We start from the raw sequence: 15,495 nt of genomic DNA on the forward strand, positions 1-15,495 counted from the left end.
CGAGGGGTGGATATGGCATGGAACATACACCTACGATTCGAGCAGAATTAGACAGATTCCTACAACAAGAAGGTTTGAGCATGACGGAGTTTGGACATATAGCAGGCATGAATAGGGGAGCGGTAAGCGCCATTGTGTCAGGGAATAAGTCTATGTCTATTAACCAGCTTGACCTAATTACTGAGGCTATGGGCTTACCAGAAGGTCACTTTTATGATCTGTTTATAGAAAACTTTATCATCGACCATCCTCCAAATATGAGGCGAATCGAGCCATTTTTGTTTCGCTGTGCAGAGTTGGATAAGTTGGATGCGATCCGTCGAGTAGTGGGAGCCATCATGGATAATCTACTGTATTCACCCAAGCTATTTGAAATTGCAGAAGGGTTGTTGGCGCAGGGACGACATGAGGCTGCGTTGGTGCTCTATGAGGGAGTAGCTGAAGCGGAAAAATATCAACATTCTGAACGTTTGGCAGTCTGTCAATATCGCATATTCACGATTCAGATTGGAGACGATCAAAGCCAGAATCTTAAAGCTGCCACACTATTTGAACCCTTCGTGGAACGTCTGGATGAGATAGACCAGCTTGACGCGTTGAAGGATTTAGCTAACGTGTACAGGTCTTTGCGTAAATGGGACAAGGTTGACGAAATAGCTAAATTAATGAGAGCTAAAGCGGAAATTCAATATAATTTGAAACACGAACACAAGATTCGGGAATGTGAATCTACTAACAAGCTAACACGTCCTTTGTTTGTATACATTTCCTATGCTGATCTGCTGTGTGCAGGTGTCTGCGAAGCCCAAGGCGATTATCAACAAGCTCTAGATTATACATACACCTACGCTAATTTAGATTGGGTAAAAGAGACGGATGAGGATACCCGTCACTGGATTAACTTATTCAAAGGCTGGGCGCAAGCTAACGCTGTCGCAAATAAGCTATTATCTGGAGATATAAACGCCTTATATGATTATGTTGAATACATTGGTGCACCATCAGATACATCTGAACAAGATAAGGTTGCCCAACTGTTGAACATTATGATGACGGCAAACCGATACCAGATAGACGTAAGTGATATACTTCAGCGTTTTGAAACGGATGTTAATTCACTTTTGCAATTTCCGCAATCTAATGACATATATACGAAACAAGTTATACCAGAACAGTATGCACGTTTGAGTTATGAATTAGCATATTATCATTTATATCGAGGTACATACGACGATGGCTTCAAATACTTGATGTATTCAATGGTAAGTTATCATAGACTAAATAATGAGACTTATTTCATAAAATGTTTGGTGTTATTTGAGCGTTATCGAGCTTATGCAGTATCCGAAACCAAGGCAGCATATTTAGAATTTATTGAAAGGGTGTGGATAGCTGATGTTAAGAAAAATGGCGCTATTGATCGTCGCAGCTAGTTTTTTGTTTATCGTGACTATACCTGCTCAGACTCATAGCCACCATCAGAATATCGTACTTTTCGATCAACAAGGAGGGGCTTAAACGTAAGCAAATAAATTCCCCGCTAACCTTAATTGCTTGGCGGGGAATTTTTTACTTGCAGGAATTTACCACCATGCGCCGAATGAATTACTGAGGTGATCAGCATGAACCATACATATAAAGTATTAAAGTCGGATATCGAACTATTTGCAGCTGCATTAAGCCAGGTGAGAGTATATGTTGTACAGCCGTTAGGTGAGGATTTTATATCGGTTATAGACTATGGCGGCACTATAGAAAAGTTTTCGCCCGATACGATTAAGATTGCCGGAGCGTATTATATGCGGAATCAGTTTGAATTTAGAGTAGATATGAAAGGACCTACCAGATTGTAGTCGGTAGTCTCTTTAAGGTAAACCATAACAAAAAAATAGGAGGGGAAAATGATGAAGAAAAGAATATTTCTGTTCTCTATTTTATCTTTAGCTATAGTAACTACAGTAGGTGCTGCTTCAGCCTCACCAAGTACAACTAGCAATAACTCCATAATTAATCAAAGATCGGGCGGAAGCGCAACTGTAAGAGAATCCTTTAGTGTCCCTAAAGGATGGGGTCATGTTAAACTTTGTATGAAGAATCACTCTGATCATCCAGTAAAGGTAAGTTTAACTCACAGCGGTTCAAACAAAATATATATTAAAGGATTAGTAATCGCTCCTCACGACACAGTGGCTTGGAAATCTACTGACCAAGGTTTCAGCGAGGGTTTGCGTTCTGGAGACTACATACTTCAGTGGAGAGGCAGCGATTATAAAGTTGATGGAGAAACATGGGGAATAGCTGTTTCACAGCCTAGAAACCTCTGAATGATCCTAACTATACAACTTGTCCCACTAGCCATTGGGTGGGGGGAATTATGTGTTGTTCAAGCCAACAAACGAATTAATCCCCTTAATTGGTTGGTGAACTTTTTTCCTGGTTCAGTTTGAATTTAGAGTAGATGTGAAAAAGGACTCCGCTGGTATGTAACCAGTATGGAGTCCTTTGTTGTTTATTTAGTTGAATACTCGCTAACATCAAACGTAAGGATTTTGTTGAAGATTACGTAGTCTTTACGGGTACTAAATGGACCTTTGTTATTATTGTGCTTATCAATAGCATAAGATGCTGTACCTGATCCAGATTGTTTACCTTCGTACCAAGAAATGAAAGAGTTTACTTCTTTCATGCTCAGGTCGAATTCCTTCTCCAGCCCTGTATCCAGTGTCACAACCAAAATTGCGCGGTCACCACTTGGTTGTGTTGGTTCGGTTGGATCTGTAGGATTAGACGGATCAGGATTAGGACTTGGTGTAGGATTCGGTGTTGGTGTTGGCTCCACAGGATCAGGAGTTTGTGTTGCAGGATCGTACCCCCACATTTCCATTTCATGAATTGATAAATTAACCTGTCCCCCTGAGCCTCCATTGTTTTTTGACACATTTATTCTATATATCTTAAACGGTTGATCGTTTGAAATAACAAACTCGTTTTTTCCGGGCTTATAATCTTTGAGATAACTATAGTCTGCTTTGGAATCAAGTACTGTCCAGTCATTTCCGTTAATTGAGCCTTCAAAAGTCCAAGTACCTGGTAATTCTGCACCAACGCCATGGTTGTTAGTTTGGTAACCACCGTAATAAAGTACATATTTATTTACAACTTTTGGACTATCAAATTCATAAGATAACCAACCTGATGTAGAGGATGTCCCCCATGAAGTATAGTTTCCATTCACACTATAACTAGGAATCCCATCAAAGGCTCTTAAGCCTTCTAGACCTCCGAAAGCAGCACTATAAGTCACTTTACCTGAAGGGCTAGTGTTTGACGTCATTTTAGGTATTAGATTGGTCGCTTCTGGGGTCGCGGCATGCGTTACTTGTGCGAACCAAGGAAGTAAAAATAGAGAAAGTAGAATTGGTAATAGTCTTTTCATGGATATTCCCCTTTTTGTTTTATTTGCTCTGCAATAATATAAAAACAAAATAGGAATATCTAAACATTTATGTCTATATATTCAAAATAAAGTTTAATGGTGGATTTTAATTTTTATTATGCGACAAGCTATGCGATACTTCGACATGACTCTCCAATTAGTATAAAGAAGGCTAATTACTATGGAGGTGTCATATGATAAAAAGGATCGCAAAAGGATTAATTGTGTTTTTATTAGCTGCTATTTTTTCCGTTCAAGGTGTCTATGCTGAACCGGCAGCAATCAACCAACAAGCAACCGGGTATACGTTGGAGATTCCAAGTTCACGGTATCCTGAAACCGGGGCGCATATTAGAGATGCAATAGCAGCCGGACATTCTGCTGTATGTACGATTGATCGGGACGGAGCCGAAGAAAATCGAAGGGAGTCCTTGAAGGGGTATCCGACTAAAAAAGGGTATGATCGTGACGAATGGCCAATGGCAATGTGCGCTGAAGGCGGGGCAGGTGCTGATATCAGATACATAACCCCTAGTGATAACCGGGGAGCAGGATCATGGGTAAGTCATCAGTTAGATAAGTATGCTGATGGTACAAAGGTAAGATTCATAGTGAAATAAAGACAAGGACTCAACTAGTGTAGAAGCTGGTATGAGTCCTTTTTAATGTCCAATAAAAAATAAAAATGCAAATATTTAGATTATATTTATAGATCAGCAAGTTTATGTTTAGACAGACTTTTAAGAATGATTTATCTTCGTAATAGTTCAATATACTGCTAGGAGGAGATCGAGTGATAAGTAAAATTAAAGCATTATGGAGTATTTTAATTGTAGTGATAGTGTTCATGAATATGCCAGCTATTGAGGTAAAAGCAGAGGCTGTAAGCGATGAATGGTCGATTAAAACGACTATAGAAAATCCTAAGGCGGTAAGTGCTGTTTCTGAATTGAATGGTAAGATATATATGTTCGGAGGTTCTTCAGGATCAAACCCTTATAAGGATGTACAAATTTATGATCCGAAAAATAATATATGGGCCTCAGGAAGTAACATGCCTACGGCTCGTGCTGCGGCAACTTCCGTTGTTTATGGAAATGATATTTATGTTATCGGTGGCTATACAGGTAATGCTTTTAGCTGGACAGGAGGCTCCTCAGTAAATAATGTTGAAGTTTACAATACCCAGACAGATACATGGAGCGTTAAAAAAGCTATGCCACAGGCTTTAGGTTCGTTGACAAGCGTCTTATATAAGGGAAAGATTTATGTGTTTGGTGGGATGACAACAAATACACTTTCAGTTGCTACTGTCCAAGTATACGATCCAGCTTCCGACAGCTGGTCAACAAAGAAACCCATGCCGAATACAATTCATGGGTCCTCTGCAGTTGTACATAAGGACAAAATCTATCTTGTAGCAGGTAGACATATTGATAATAGTTCGAATGTTTCACTAAACACATTTCTTGAATATGATGCCGATAACGATAACTGGTCAACTAAGCCCAATCTTCTGACAGCACGTGGAGGGGCCCAAGCTGTCATTTATTCCAATAAAGTATTTGCTGTTGCTGGAAAAACTGAAGCAGGTGGACGTAGTTATGAACTTAATACAGTAGAATCCTTTGATTTTGAACAGAATAAATGGTCTCCTGAGGCTAGTTTAAAGCAAGCCAGAAGCGGGGCAGGGGCTATAACATTAGGTGGACAGATTTACGTTATCGGAGGAAGTCAGAGCACATTATCTAATTCTCCGGTTAATACTATAGAAGTATTCGGAAAGATTGATAGTTCCACACCAGCTCCCGAACCAACCGATCCATCTCAACCAACTGGGGACCGTGCAATCCTTGTAGTCACTATGACAACTGGTTTGGAAAAGGAATTTGACCTAAGCATGAAAGAGGTCAATGACTTTATCTCCTGGTACGAAGGCAAACAGGCTGGTTCTGGATCGGCTTCATATGCAATCAATAAACACGATAACAATAAAGGTCCATTCAGCAGCCGTAAGGACTACATGCTTTATGATCGTATCCTCACGTTTGAAGTAAGTGAATACTCTAAATAAATATAAAAAGCTCTGCTAACCTTAATGGGTCGGCAGAGCTTTTTAGTTGAGAGTTTTGATAACTACAATAAAAGAAACAACGGTAGGCTAGGACGAGAAAATATGCCCTAGACTGTCGCTGCTTCATCTGTTTCATTGAACTAACGTTTCCCGTTAGCGTAATGGGTTCATTGTCATTAGCCTCAACCGCTTACCTGTTTGCTCAGACTCCTGGCAACAGCTGGGGCATGATGCTTTTGCCATAATCCAAGACGTACTTATTAATCTCTGAGACAAGTTTTGTGTCCTTAGTTTTGTAGTGCACCTTGTTAATTACGAAGTAACCTGTACTAGAATATTGCTCATCACTCGAAAACATCAACGTAAAACGATAAAACAAAAAAGCCGCTAAAATAGCGACCTCAAATGGGACTATGCTCTTGTCCCCCGACAGTTAATCCAGATACAAAATCTCAATCTCGCCCGGAGCGAAGGATTGCTCTGCGTAATTCCCCCCCCAATCACAAAGCGATCTCAAAATGGGTTCAAGTGATTGACCCAGTTCCGTCGTTGAATATTCCACCTTAGGCGGTACCTGATTGTACATCTTTCTGCGAATTAATCCGTCTGTTTCCAGTTCCCGAAGAGTTTGAATCAGCATCTTTTGCGATATATTATGAACGAGTCGCTTAAGCTCTCCCGTCCGTTTGGGTCCTTTTATTAAATAGTACAGAACAAGCCCCTTCCACTTTCCTCCGATAACCTCTAGTGTAACTTCCAGTTCACAGAAAAATGTTTTCATATCAATGCACCATCTCCCGATCTAAGAATATCCCCTTCATGTATCGCTTGATCCTTCAAGGATCACTGAAGGAAAAATTGAACGTTACATGGAGGGGATAATACAATCGCATTTAAGTTGATTTAAAAATCTTTGTCGTTTGAAAATTATTATGTCCTGGTTAAACTTGAGCTACTCCGCCATCTACGAATAATTCAACGCCGTTCATATAGCTGCTTTCATTAGAGGCTAGGAACATGACAGCATTGGAGATCTCTTCAACCTGCCCCACTCTGCCGAGCGGAATATCATTTTTTGCCTCTTCCAGGAAATGATCTAGTTCAGAGCCAAATAACTCATCGTACGCCGGCGTTACGATTGTTCCCGGACTAAGGATGTTTATACGAATTTCGGTCCCTCTCATATCAAGAATCCAGCTGCGGACGAGCTGTCTGATCGCTGCCTTGGATGCACCATAGATACTAAACGCTGGCATCCCCGTCGAGCCAGCAGTGGATCCCGTTAGAATAATCGAACCTCTTTTATTTGGAAACAAAGCTAATGCCTTTTGTACTGTAAAGATGGTTCCTTTCACGTTGACATCGAAAGTCTTGTAGTAGTGTGCTTCTGTAATTTCTCCTAATGGAAGAAATGACCCTAGTCCGGCATTTGCAAAGAGAATGTCCAAGTGTCCCTTTTCTCGCTTAACTGTTTCGAATAATATATCTAGATCTTCCGATTTAGATATGTCACCTCGGACACCTGTAACATTCTTTCCGATCTGCTTTACTGCTTCATCCAGTTCACGTTGTCTGCGTCCCGTGATAAAAACGTAAGCCCCTTCTTTTACGAACTGTTGTGCCGACGCGAGACCGATGCCGCTTGTACCTCCGGTTACAACTGCTACCTTCCCGTCAAATTTCCCCATTCTATTACACTCCTTTTATAATGATTTATATGGTATAGAATGCTCTGTCTGCTTCATGAACCTCCTATGAACGATAGTATGGGGGAAAAGTTACAAGAAAAACAGTACCCACTTTTTTGTGATATAGTCACCAAAAAGTGATAATTGAGGCGGCACAAGCGTTTGTTTTTACAGCCTAACAGATGGAAGTGAGCTCCATTAAGTTTGAGATTGTATATGTGCTTTTAATTTCTGCCGGACTTATTTGTCCGGTTCTGTTGACCCAACAGGTGTCAATGCCCGACTGAAGACCACCTTTGATATCCGTATTTAATGAATCTCCAATGACAAGCGCATCCTTTCTATTAAATTCTGAAATATGACTTATGACGTAATTGAAAAATTCTTCCTTCGGTTTTTGATAACCAATGCTTTGCGAATCAAAGATATCCTCGAAAAACTTATATAGCCCAGACTGCTTCAAGCGTTTGATTTGCGTGTGAGTGATACCATTCGTGATTACGAACATTCGATGGGTCTTTGATAAGTGATGACAGACATCCATTGCGCCTTCCATAAGCAATTGGTTTCCATCTCCCAACAATTCTCTATACAAACCTTCCCATTCCAAGCCGACCACGATTTCCCCCATTCTCAACATTGTAAAAGAGGGCTCCATTAATTACTCACCACATGATACCACGTATTTGAACTATCCTGCCCGTTAGCTTAACGTCGCGGTTCAGTCTACAGTTTTCAGCAGGCGACCGTAGGATGCTGCTATGAAGGATCTGGAGATGAGACGGAGGGACTTGAGACCATTAAGGCATCTGCCTTGTACTTGTTGCCTCAATTATTTTCTTCTACCAAATCTTCTACCGAAATACGGATATCTGTAATACCTGACGGAACCCTATTTATTGTTGGACAGGCTATAGGAGCTTTGTAAAACCCATCAAAACTTTATTTCAACGCACTCGTAATGCGTAGGTCGGGGGTTCAATTCCCTTCACCAGCATAGCTATCAACTCAAGCACAGCGCGGCTTCCAAGCTTTTTGGAGGGCGCGTTTTTTTTTGTTGGAGTGAGCATTTTTTTAACAATCTTCTAACCTTAGTCTAGTAAAGTGTTTTTTTAGTGTTAATACTCTCACCTGTAATTGAATCGCCAATGTTTTTTAACACCGCTTCTTGGAGATTCGGAAGAACATGTGAATAGGTATCCAGAGTTACATTGATAGACGAATGTCCAAGTTGCTCTTGAACGATCTTCGGATGAATACCAGCTTCGAGAAGTAATGCCGGTTATTTTTACACCTTCAGGATTATGCGGTTCCAGAAATTAAAGCAGCATTTTTAAATCTTATTGTTACTGTGCCGGATCAAGCTTTTAACCACCATCATAGCGTTCACCCTCAAGTTACTATTGGAGGATTTTAAAGCAAAAGCTCTGCTAACCTTATGGTTGGCAGAGCTTGTTCGTAACCGGAATTCCGTATTTGTTTTCGCAGCCCTTATCGTTAGACACGCTTAATTTATTTCATTATATCGTTCGACTGCCTTGCTTAGCTTATAATTGAAATTCTCAGGTGTGCCATCCGTAGTGTTCAGGAACTGGCCGTTCAGGTCAGAATCAGATACAGGTTCCTTCTTGTTGATGCGTTCAATAATTTTCGAAGCAGCCGCTTTTGCCTCAGTGGCTGAATCAACATAGTTCCTGATACTGAAGCTGTTAATCCCTTCTTTTTGAACTCGATTCTTGTCTTTTGAGATTGTCATGAGCGCACTCAGATCTGCGGTCATAATGTCGTATTTGGCTTTAAACTTCGTCATATCAAGCTGCAGCACATTGTCGGCGGTGATACCCTGCTCATCCATTTCAATGGCCGTAGCCTCGGCATCTATCATGAACTTCAAGGCATTATACCTGATCTGCTGGTCTGAATCCTTGAGTTTTTGCAGTTCAGCCAGACGCTGCTCGTTACCCAATTTTTGCATAGCCGTGAAGTATTGTTTGGAGACAGTCTCGTAAGCGAGATTGGCATTTACCAGCTTGGTATGCAGCTGTTTTCCTTTTGCGAAATTATCATCCACGTAGCCTTTTGTATCATAGTAGGTTTTCATCTCGTCCAGGACGGATAACAGATCATTGATGACCGGTGTCAGTTTGATCACTACGGGGTCTGCGTTCGCAAAAGCAGGTTGGCTTGCGGTATAGCCGTTCGCTTTATCAATAACTTCCCGCTCAGTTTCAGCAACGCCGAGCATGATGAAGCTGAAGTTCTTCTCGATTACAGGCTGTGTATCAACTCCGAACTTCTCGAAATAATGAACCAGAACCTCATTGATTCTGCCTGTCATCAAGTTATTCAGCCTCACATACGCATTGTATTTTTCGATTTCTTTGCTCTCACCGGACGTAACGCCTGCAGTCGCTTGATCCACGGTGGATGTAATGGCAGAACAAGCGGACAACATTGCACCCAACATGATAATGGAAATAAAGAATGATAGCTTTCTCAAAATAGTGATTCCTCCGACTGAGTAATTTAACGTGCTTTTCTTTTGTAACATGTCTGAATAGAGAACAACTGACCTCTTCATGGCCGATTAAATTCCCATTCGCCGCATACTAATGTTGATTGTGAAACAATCTATTCAATTTTAAATTTATTTGGTGAATAGGTCTTGAGACTTGAGTAGCATAGTTTTATAAATTTCTTTGTTGTGACGATTGCTCTGCCAACTTCCTAAATGCTTGTATTCCTCTGGTCTCAGTGGTGGTTTCCCCATTGAAAATATTCCTGAATATGATTTCCCTTATTTCTTTACTAACCATGATCGTACTCCTCTCCTTCACATAAAAGATGATACCTTTGTTTACCTAGACGAACTCATTTCAGTATGATTTTACTATATATTGGAATTATCCTGCCCGTTAGTTTAACGTCGCCGTTCAGACTAGTCTACAACTTTTCAGCAGGCTGCTGTAATATGCCAGCTATGAAGGATCTGGAGATAAAGACGGGGAGGCGGATAATTCTACACTACGGGATATCCATCTGGAGGGCTGGGATCGCAATCAAAAGGTCATCCTGCTCGCAGGAGACGGAGAAGTACTTTAGAGAGCATTAGGCATCAATGCGTAGGACGGGGTTTCAATTCCCTTCACCAGCATTCTATAAAACTCAAGTACAGCGCGGCTTCCAAGCTTGCAATCCGTCGAGTGGTGAAACCATCATGGACAACCTACTCTATTCGCCTAAACTATTTGATATGGCAGAAGCGCTATTAGCACAGGGACGACATACTGCTGCGTTGCTGCTCTATAAGGATGTAGCTGAGGCGGAGAAGTACCAACATTCTGAGCGCTTAGCCATCTGTCAATATCGCATATTCACGATTCAAGTTGGAGACGATCAAAGCCGGAATCTCAGTGCAGCTACAATATTTGAAGTCTTTATTGAGCGCTTAGATGAATTAGACCAACTTGGCGCACTGAAGGATCTGGCTAACGTGTATCGTTTTTTGCGTAAATGGGATAAGGTTGATGAAACAGCAAAAAAAATGAAGCAAAAAGCGAAAGCACAATATTCGTTGAAACATCAACAGAAGAATCGAAAGTGTGACGAGACTAATAAGCAGCTTAGTCGTCCCTTGTTTGTATATATTTCCCATGCCTATTTATTGTGTGCGAGTGTCTGTGAAGCTCAAGGCAACTATCAACAAGCTCTAGAATATACATACACCTACGCTAATCTAGATTGGGTTTAAGAGACTGACGACGATACTCAACACTGGTTAGCTTGTTCAAAAGTTGGGCAGAAGGTAATACTTACGTATATAAACTGTTGTCAGGAGATAAGTGTGCTTCAAGATTATGTTGAATATATTGCAGCAACAAACGCCACTAACGAGAATGAGAAATTCATTAGTAAGTTATCATACACGAAATAATGAGACTTATTTCATTAATGGTATGGGGCTATTTTCGCATTTTCTGGATCATGCAGTTCCTGAAACCAAAGCTGGTTTTCTAAATCTTATTGAAAAGGTGTGGATGACTAATGTTGAAAAAAACGGTACTGCTGATTATCGCTGCTAGCTTTCTGTCGTTTATTGTAACTATGCCGGATCAAGCCTCTAACCACCATAGTATCTAGCTTCAAGTTACCATTGGAGGGGCTTAGACCCAAGTAAAACAAATCCCCGCTAACCTTCAATGGTTGGCGGGGATTTTTGTTGAACCATCTAAGGCATAGTGTGTTGAACACTCGTAAAGTAAATTTAGGCTTTAACTGGTTCAGGTCTTTTCAATTGAAGTGGGGGAGGTAACAGCCACCCTTTTTCTTTGTTCATTTTTAGAATACGAACTCCCAAAGCAGTCTTTGTTAGATGATATTTCGCGAATAAAGCTCCAATGTCTTCTCTAATGGATTGACCCATAGCTTGGCTGCAAGCTGTCAATCCGACAGAGGTATCTAGCTCGATTTTAGCTGCAATTTGGGGATCAGTAAACCTTGCACCAGCCGGGATATCCTCAAATTCACAGGAGGTCTTTCAGGCAAAATAGGGGCTGGGGCAATACCGTTATCAGTAAGCATTGCGTCGCATTCTTGGATTTCCAGTTTAGCTTGATCGATGAGATCATCCAATATTTTTTTGAGTTCTTTATCTCCTGCGTGGTTTAAATATGCTTGGTAAAACGAAACGCTGCCTTTGCCAAAGTTGAAAACTGCCACACGCTATTTATTTCTCCGTAGTGCAGAGGCTCGTCTTTTGGATTCCCGCTTAGGATACCCATTATTAAAAACACTCCGATAACCACCCTAAAAGGAACAACGGTAGGCTAGGGGGGAAATAAAGCCCTAGACTGTCGCTGTTTCATTGAACTGTGTAATCTGATATCCATCTAGGGTCTGCAAACTCCGACTATTTGTTCAAGATAACGTCCTTACTCCCTACTTAACTCCTCGAATACCCTTGTAGACAGACTCGCATAGCTCCGTTGTAAATCTGCCTGACATTCCTTCAAGCGCCGTATTGGTAAATGCTACAACACTAAGCTCCTCTCTTGGATCAACAAACCAGGAGTGGCCATAGGTTCCGCCCATCCGCCACGTTCCCGGCGATTCCGGTGTATTGGCATCCGCTGGGTCATTAAGCAGCGTGAAACCAAGTCCAAAGCCTCTCCCTGGCCAATAGGGCATCACAAGGTTACCAATTTGATTGGTTGTCATTTCCGTGACAAGGGCCTCAGGCAGAATCGGATTTCCTCCTTGCCGCAAAGCTTCCAGCAGTTTAAGAAAGTCTCCTGCGCTGCCAATCATGCCGGCTCCCCCGGAAGGATAAGCTGTCTTATCGGTAAACCTGTTGGGTGAAAGGAGGAATCCTGCCGTCCCCTCCACGAAAGGAACGGTATCAAAATCGCGCAACCGCCGGGGCTCTCCAGCGCTGTCTGCGTAAGCCGCGGTCAATCTGTCCGTGTCCACGGCCTTGAAATCCGTGTCCTTCATGGAAAGCGGATGAGTTACAAGCACCCGTACAGCTTCACTTAGCGGCATTCCAGTAACCTTTTCGATGACCGCCCCGAGAACGTCTGTTGCTATGGAATATCTCCACATTTTCCCCGGCTCATATAATAGCGGGACTGAAGCGAGTCTTTGCAGATTCTCTTCAAGTGTAATTCCCGCCAGATCCATACCGTCCGATACCCCGGCAAGCTCATAAGTTCCCTTTTCTTCTTGGAAGAAACGGTAGGTTAAGCCGGCGGTATGCGTCATCAGATGATGAACGGTCATGGAGGCATACTGCCCGTTTGGCAGTTTGGGACGAAAGACGGGCAACCATTTTTCCACCAGATCGTTTAACTGCAATCTCCCTTGCGAAATTAATACTAAGGCTGCCGTTGACACGACCGGCTTGGTTACTGAAGCATATCTGAACAAAGCGTTTTCCTGCATCGGCCGTTTCTGCTCGCGGTCGGCCCAACCAGCGGGCCTGCTGTAAATGAGGTTTCCGCCTAATGCAATTTGGACGACGGTACCCACGATCCTTTTTTCCTCAAGTGTATGGTCAATTACCTCATTGACGCTTTTATGCACCAATTCCAGATCTATATTTCTCATGCTTCTCATCCTCTCCTGCTGTAATTTACTTGATTTTTTATAGCAAGTGTGTTTATTATATAAATAATTTCTGGCGAATTATATAAAAGAAACAAGTTAAATAAAGAAATTTTCAATGATTCTAAAGGTATTTTTTGAAAAGAACTTTCAAATTAAAGGGGGCGATTTCTTTGGACGAAATCGATAAAAGCATCTTGCTCCATTTGCAGAACCAGGCGAGATTATCAATGACAGATTTAGGAAAGCTGGTGGGACTGTCTCAGCCAGCCGTAACTGAACGTGTGAAACGCATGGAAGAAAAGGGTGTTATCGAGGAATACCGAACCGTCATTTCTTCGCAAAAAGTGGGTAAGCAATGCACAGCTTATATGCTTATTCGGACCCGGCATTGCTATCCTTTCCTTGATTTTTGTCGTTCATCACCGGAGGTCACGGAATGTTATCGGATAAGCGGGGAGCATAATTATTTATTGAAGGTCCTCACGGAAACAACCCAGGAGCTGGAGGCGTTTGAAAACCGATGCGATCAATACGGAACCTATACGACTATGATCGTAATGTCTTCACCGATCGCTTATAAAAATCTCATTGGAGAAACGAATTTGCTCGCATAAGCTGTAATTCTATAATCCAAAAAAATGAATCCGCCTTGCAGCGGATTCATTTTTTGCTTATGTTACACATTTTCATAGATTCCTTTAGGATGGAAAGCCATGCTTTTTAGCTAGCCAAGCTGCAAGCAAGGAGGGAAGCAGCAGGATGATTAATGAGACCGGAAGAAATTCGGCTCCGAACAGTTCGAGAATAAACCCGCCGATTATGCCTCCTCCGCCGATTGCCACATTCCACGTGGTAACCAGCATCGATTGGGCTATATCTGCGCTTTTTCCTCCAGCTTGAGCTATTGCTGTTTGCAGTAAAGTGGCTGCCCCGCCAAACGTAAGCCCCCACGCCGTAACACTAAGAATGATGATTGCAGGTTGATCCATTCCGATTCCCAAGGCTGCAGAAGCCAAAGCGAATCCCGTGATGCTGATTAAAACCAGCACTCTTAGAAAACGGTCAATCAGCATGCCTATCACCCAAATGCCGACAACCGAGGTAATTCCGAAAATAAGAAGAACCAAATCCACTCGCTGAGCAAACGCGGTTTTCGCAAGATACGGTGCAATATAAGTGTACAAAATATTATGAGCCAGTACCCATGCCAAAACGACGAACAGAATCGACCGTACACCGGGAATCAGGAAAACCTTGTGTAAAGGGAGCTGGTCATCAGCAGGCTCACCTGCATAATCCGGCACCTTCCAAAGCACCCAGCCAATAAGGGCTGCAGTCAGTAATGATACAGCTCCGAAAATGAGACGCCACCCTGTATATGTACCGAAAAAAGTACCAAGCGGAACGCCCAGCGCCAATGCCAGCGGGGTGCCAACCATGGCTACGGCCATCGCTCTTCCTTTCAGCGAATCAGGCACCATGCGCCGCGCATAACCGGCTGTCATCCCCCAGAGAACACCTGCAGATATACCTGCGAAGAAACGCGCGACAAGCGTCAGCACATAAACGGAAGATAACGCGGTGATGGTGTTAAATACAAGAAAGCCGATGATGCACAGCAGCAGAAGCGGCCGGCGTCTCCACCCGCGGGTAGCTGTTGTCAAAGGAATGGCAGCCAGAAGAGATCCAACCGCATAGAGAGTGACTAATTGTCCGGCAAGAGCTTCTGTGACCCCGAGATCCTGTGCAATTTGCGGCAGTAATCCAGCGGGCAGGCTTTCCGTAAGAATGCAGATGAATCCCGCCATGGCTAAGGCCAGTAGCCCGACCCACGGAAGACGTTTGGAAGACGACATATTTGCGCCGCCTTTTTTTATAAGAGCAGTGTTTGAGTTCACGAAAAATTCTCCTTTGTTATTTTTTTGCGCTTATAAAAAGCTTTCGCTTTCGTATAAGCTTATATAAATAAAACACTTTTTTACATGGATGATTAAAGGATAGTGGGGTGAATTAAGAGGAAAATACTTTTATTTTCATAGAAATTCCATGATTTTAAAGGCACACATCGTCAGATGCCGCCTAGTGATAAATCGTAATCGACGAGCTTGAGACGGGCGGTGGAGATCCAGCTGCCGCTAGGCCGCTCTGGCTCTCCAGAATTAAAGGGGGCGTGAAGCTGAATGAATGTAAAT

At 42.4% G+C, this 15,495-nt stretch carries 13 protein-coding genes, 1 tRNA gene and 2 pseudogenes; 8 read left to right on the forward strand and 8 right to left on the reverse strand.

All coding sequences use genetic code 11. The features are described from left to right. Positions 1-17: 17 nt before the first annotated feature. From ACN6NF_RS02580 to ACN6NF_RS02590, 3 genes are all read left to right on the forward strand, one after another. Positions 18-1,433, forward strand: coding sequence for a transcriptional regulator (locus ACN6NF_RS02580; protein ID WP_474314848.1), 1,416 nt, complete (start codon positions 18-20; stop codon positions 1,431-1,433). Between the two features lie 189 nt (positions 1,434-1,622). Then, positions 1,623-1,853: a hypothetical protein gene (locus tag ACN6NF_RS02585; RefSeq protein ID WP_474314850.1), complete on the forward strand. Its 231-nt coding sequence runs from the start codon at positions 1,623-1,625 to the stop codon at positions 1,851-1,853. Positions 1,854-1,904: 51 nt separating this feature from the next. After that, entirely contained in the window at positions 1,905-2,324 is a 420-nt protein-coding gene (locus tag ACN6NF_RS02590; protein WP_474314851.1) for a hypothetical protein, read from the forward strand. 185 nt (positions 2,325-2,509) lie between these two features. Here the strand turns inward: ACN6NF_RS02590 and ACN6NF_RS02595 are convergent, their stop codons facing one another. Then, positions 2,510-3,436: a ran-binding protein 10 gene (locus tag ACN6NF_RS02595; RefSeq protein WP_474314852.1), complete on the reverse strand. Its 927-nt coding sequence runs from the start codon at positions 3,434-3,436 to the stop codon at positions 2,510-2,512. A gap of 194 nt (positions 3,437-3,630) precedes the next feature. On the opposite strand from ACN6NF_RS02595, the gene ACN6NF_RS02600 reads away from it, so the two are divergent. Together ACN6NF_RS02600 and ACN6NF_RS02605 are read left to right on the forward strand one after the other, a co-directional pair. Continuing rightward, on the forward strand, positions 3,631-4,056 hold the full coding sequence (locus tag ACN6NF_RS02600) for a NucA/NucB deoxyribonuclease domain-containing protein (protein WP_474314853.1): 426 nt from the start codon (positions 3,631-3,633) through the stop codon (positions 4,054-4,056). 173 nt (positions 4,057-4,229) lie between these two features. After that, positions 4,230-5,510, forward strand: coding sequence for a Kelch repeat-containing protein (locus tag ACN6NF_RS02605; RefSeq protein WP_474314855.1), 1,281 nt, complete (start codon positions 4,230-4,232; stop codon positions 5,508-5,510). A 433-nt stretch (positions 5,511-5,943) separates the two neighbouring features. On the opposite strand, the gene ACN6NF_RS02610 is transcribed toward ACN6NF_RS02605, so the two are convergent. The 3 genes from ACN6NF_RS02610 to ACN6NF_RS02620 form a co-directional block, all read right to left on the reverse strand. After that, a complete protein-coding gene (locus ACN6NF_RS02610) occupies positions 5,944-6,291 on the reverse strand; it encodes a winged helix-turn-helix transcriptional regulator (RefSeq protein WP_019685981.1) in 348 nt (115 codons plus the stop codon). 160 nt (positions 6,292-6,451) lie between these two features. After that, positions 6,452-7,198, reverse strand: coding sequence for an SDR family NAD(P)-dependent oxidoreductase (locus ACN6NF_RS02615; protein ID WP_474314857.1), 747 nt, complete (start codon positions 7,196-7,198; stop codon positions 6,452-6,454). Positions 7,199-7,373: 175 nt separating this feature from the next. Beyond that, positions 7,374-7,838 (reverse strand): HAD-IA family hydrolase, encoded by a 465-nt coding sequence (locus tag ACN6NF_RS02620; RefSeq protein WP_474314858.1) that lies wholly within the window; start codon positions 7,836-7,838, stop codon positions 7,374-7,376. A gap of 270 nt (positions 7,839-8,108) precedes the next feature. Between ACN6NF_RS02620 and ACN6NF_RS02625 the strand changes: the two genes are divergently transcribed. After that, positions 8,109-8,195 (forward strand) — tRNA-Thr (locus ACN6NF_RS02625). A 510-nt stretch (positions 8,196-8,705) separates the two neighbouring features. On the opposite strand, the gene ACN6NF_RS02630 is transcribed toward ACN6NF_RS02625, so the two are convergent. Then, entirely contained in the window at positions 8,706-9,698 is a 993-nt protein-coding gene (locus ACN6NF_RS02630; RefSeq protein WP_474314860.1) for a YiiG family protein, read from the reverse strand. 691 nt (positions 9,699-10,389) lie between these two features. On the opposite strand from ACN6NF_RS02630, the pseudogene ACN6NF_RS02635 reads away from it, so the two are divergent. Continuing rightward, a pseudogene (locus tag ACN6NF_RS02635) lies at positions 10,390-11,280 on the forward strand (hypothetical protein); the annotation flags it as partial. 182 nt (positions 11,281-11,462) lie between these two features. Here the strand turns inward: ACN6NF_RS02635 and ACN6NF_RS02640 are convergent. Together ACN6NF_RS02640 and ACN6NF_RS02645 are read right to left on the reverse strand one after the other, a co-directional pair. Further along, positions 11,463-11,979, reverse strand: a pseudogene (locus ACN6NF_RS02640) (DUF3231 family protein). 157 nt (positions 11,980-12,136) lie between these two features. Further along, complete coding sequence (locus ACN6NF_RS02645; protein ID WP_474314862.1) at positions 12,137-13,303, reverse strand: serine hydrolase domain-containing protein; 1,167 nt, start codon at positions 13,301-13,303, stop codon at positions 12,137-12,139. Positions 13,304-13,473: 170 nt separating this feature from the next. Here ACN6NF_RS02645 and ACN6NF_RS02650 point away from each other — a divergent pair, with 170 nt between their 5' ends. Further along, positions 13,474-13,917: an Lrp/AsnC family transcriptional regulator gene (locus ACN6NF_RS02650; RefSeq protein WP_474314865.1), complete on the forward strand. Its 444-nt coding sequence runs from the start codon at positions 13,474-13,476 to the stop codon at positions 13,915-13,917. Between the two features lie 84 nt (positions 13,918-14,001). Here the strand turns inward: ACN6NF_RS02650 and ACN6NF_RS02655 are convergent, their stop codons facing one another. Then, the gene (locus ACN6NF_RS02655) at positions 14,002-15,201 is read right to left on the reverse strand and encodes an MFS transporter (protein WP_474314866.1); all 1,200 of its coding nucleotides are present in this window, start codon (positions 15,199-15,201) and stop codon (positions 14,002-14,004) included. Positions 15,202-15,495: the final 294 nt, after the last annotated feature.

The sequence above is a fragment of the Paenibacillus sp. TSM33 genome (genome assembly GCF_056099025.1).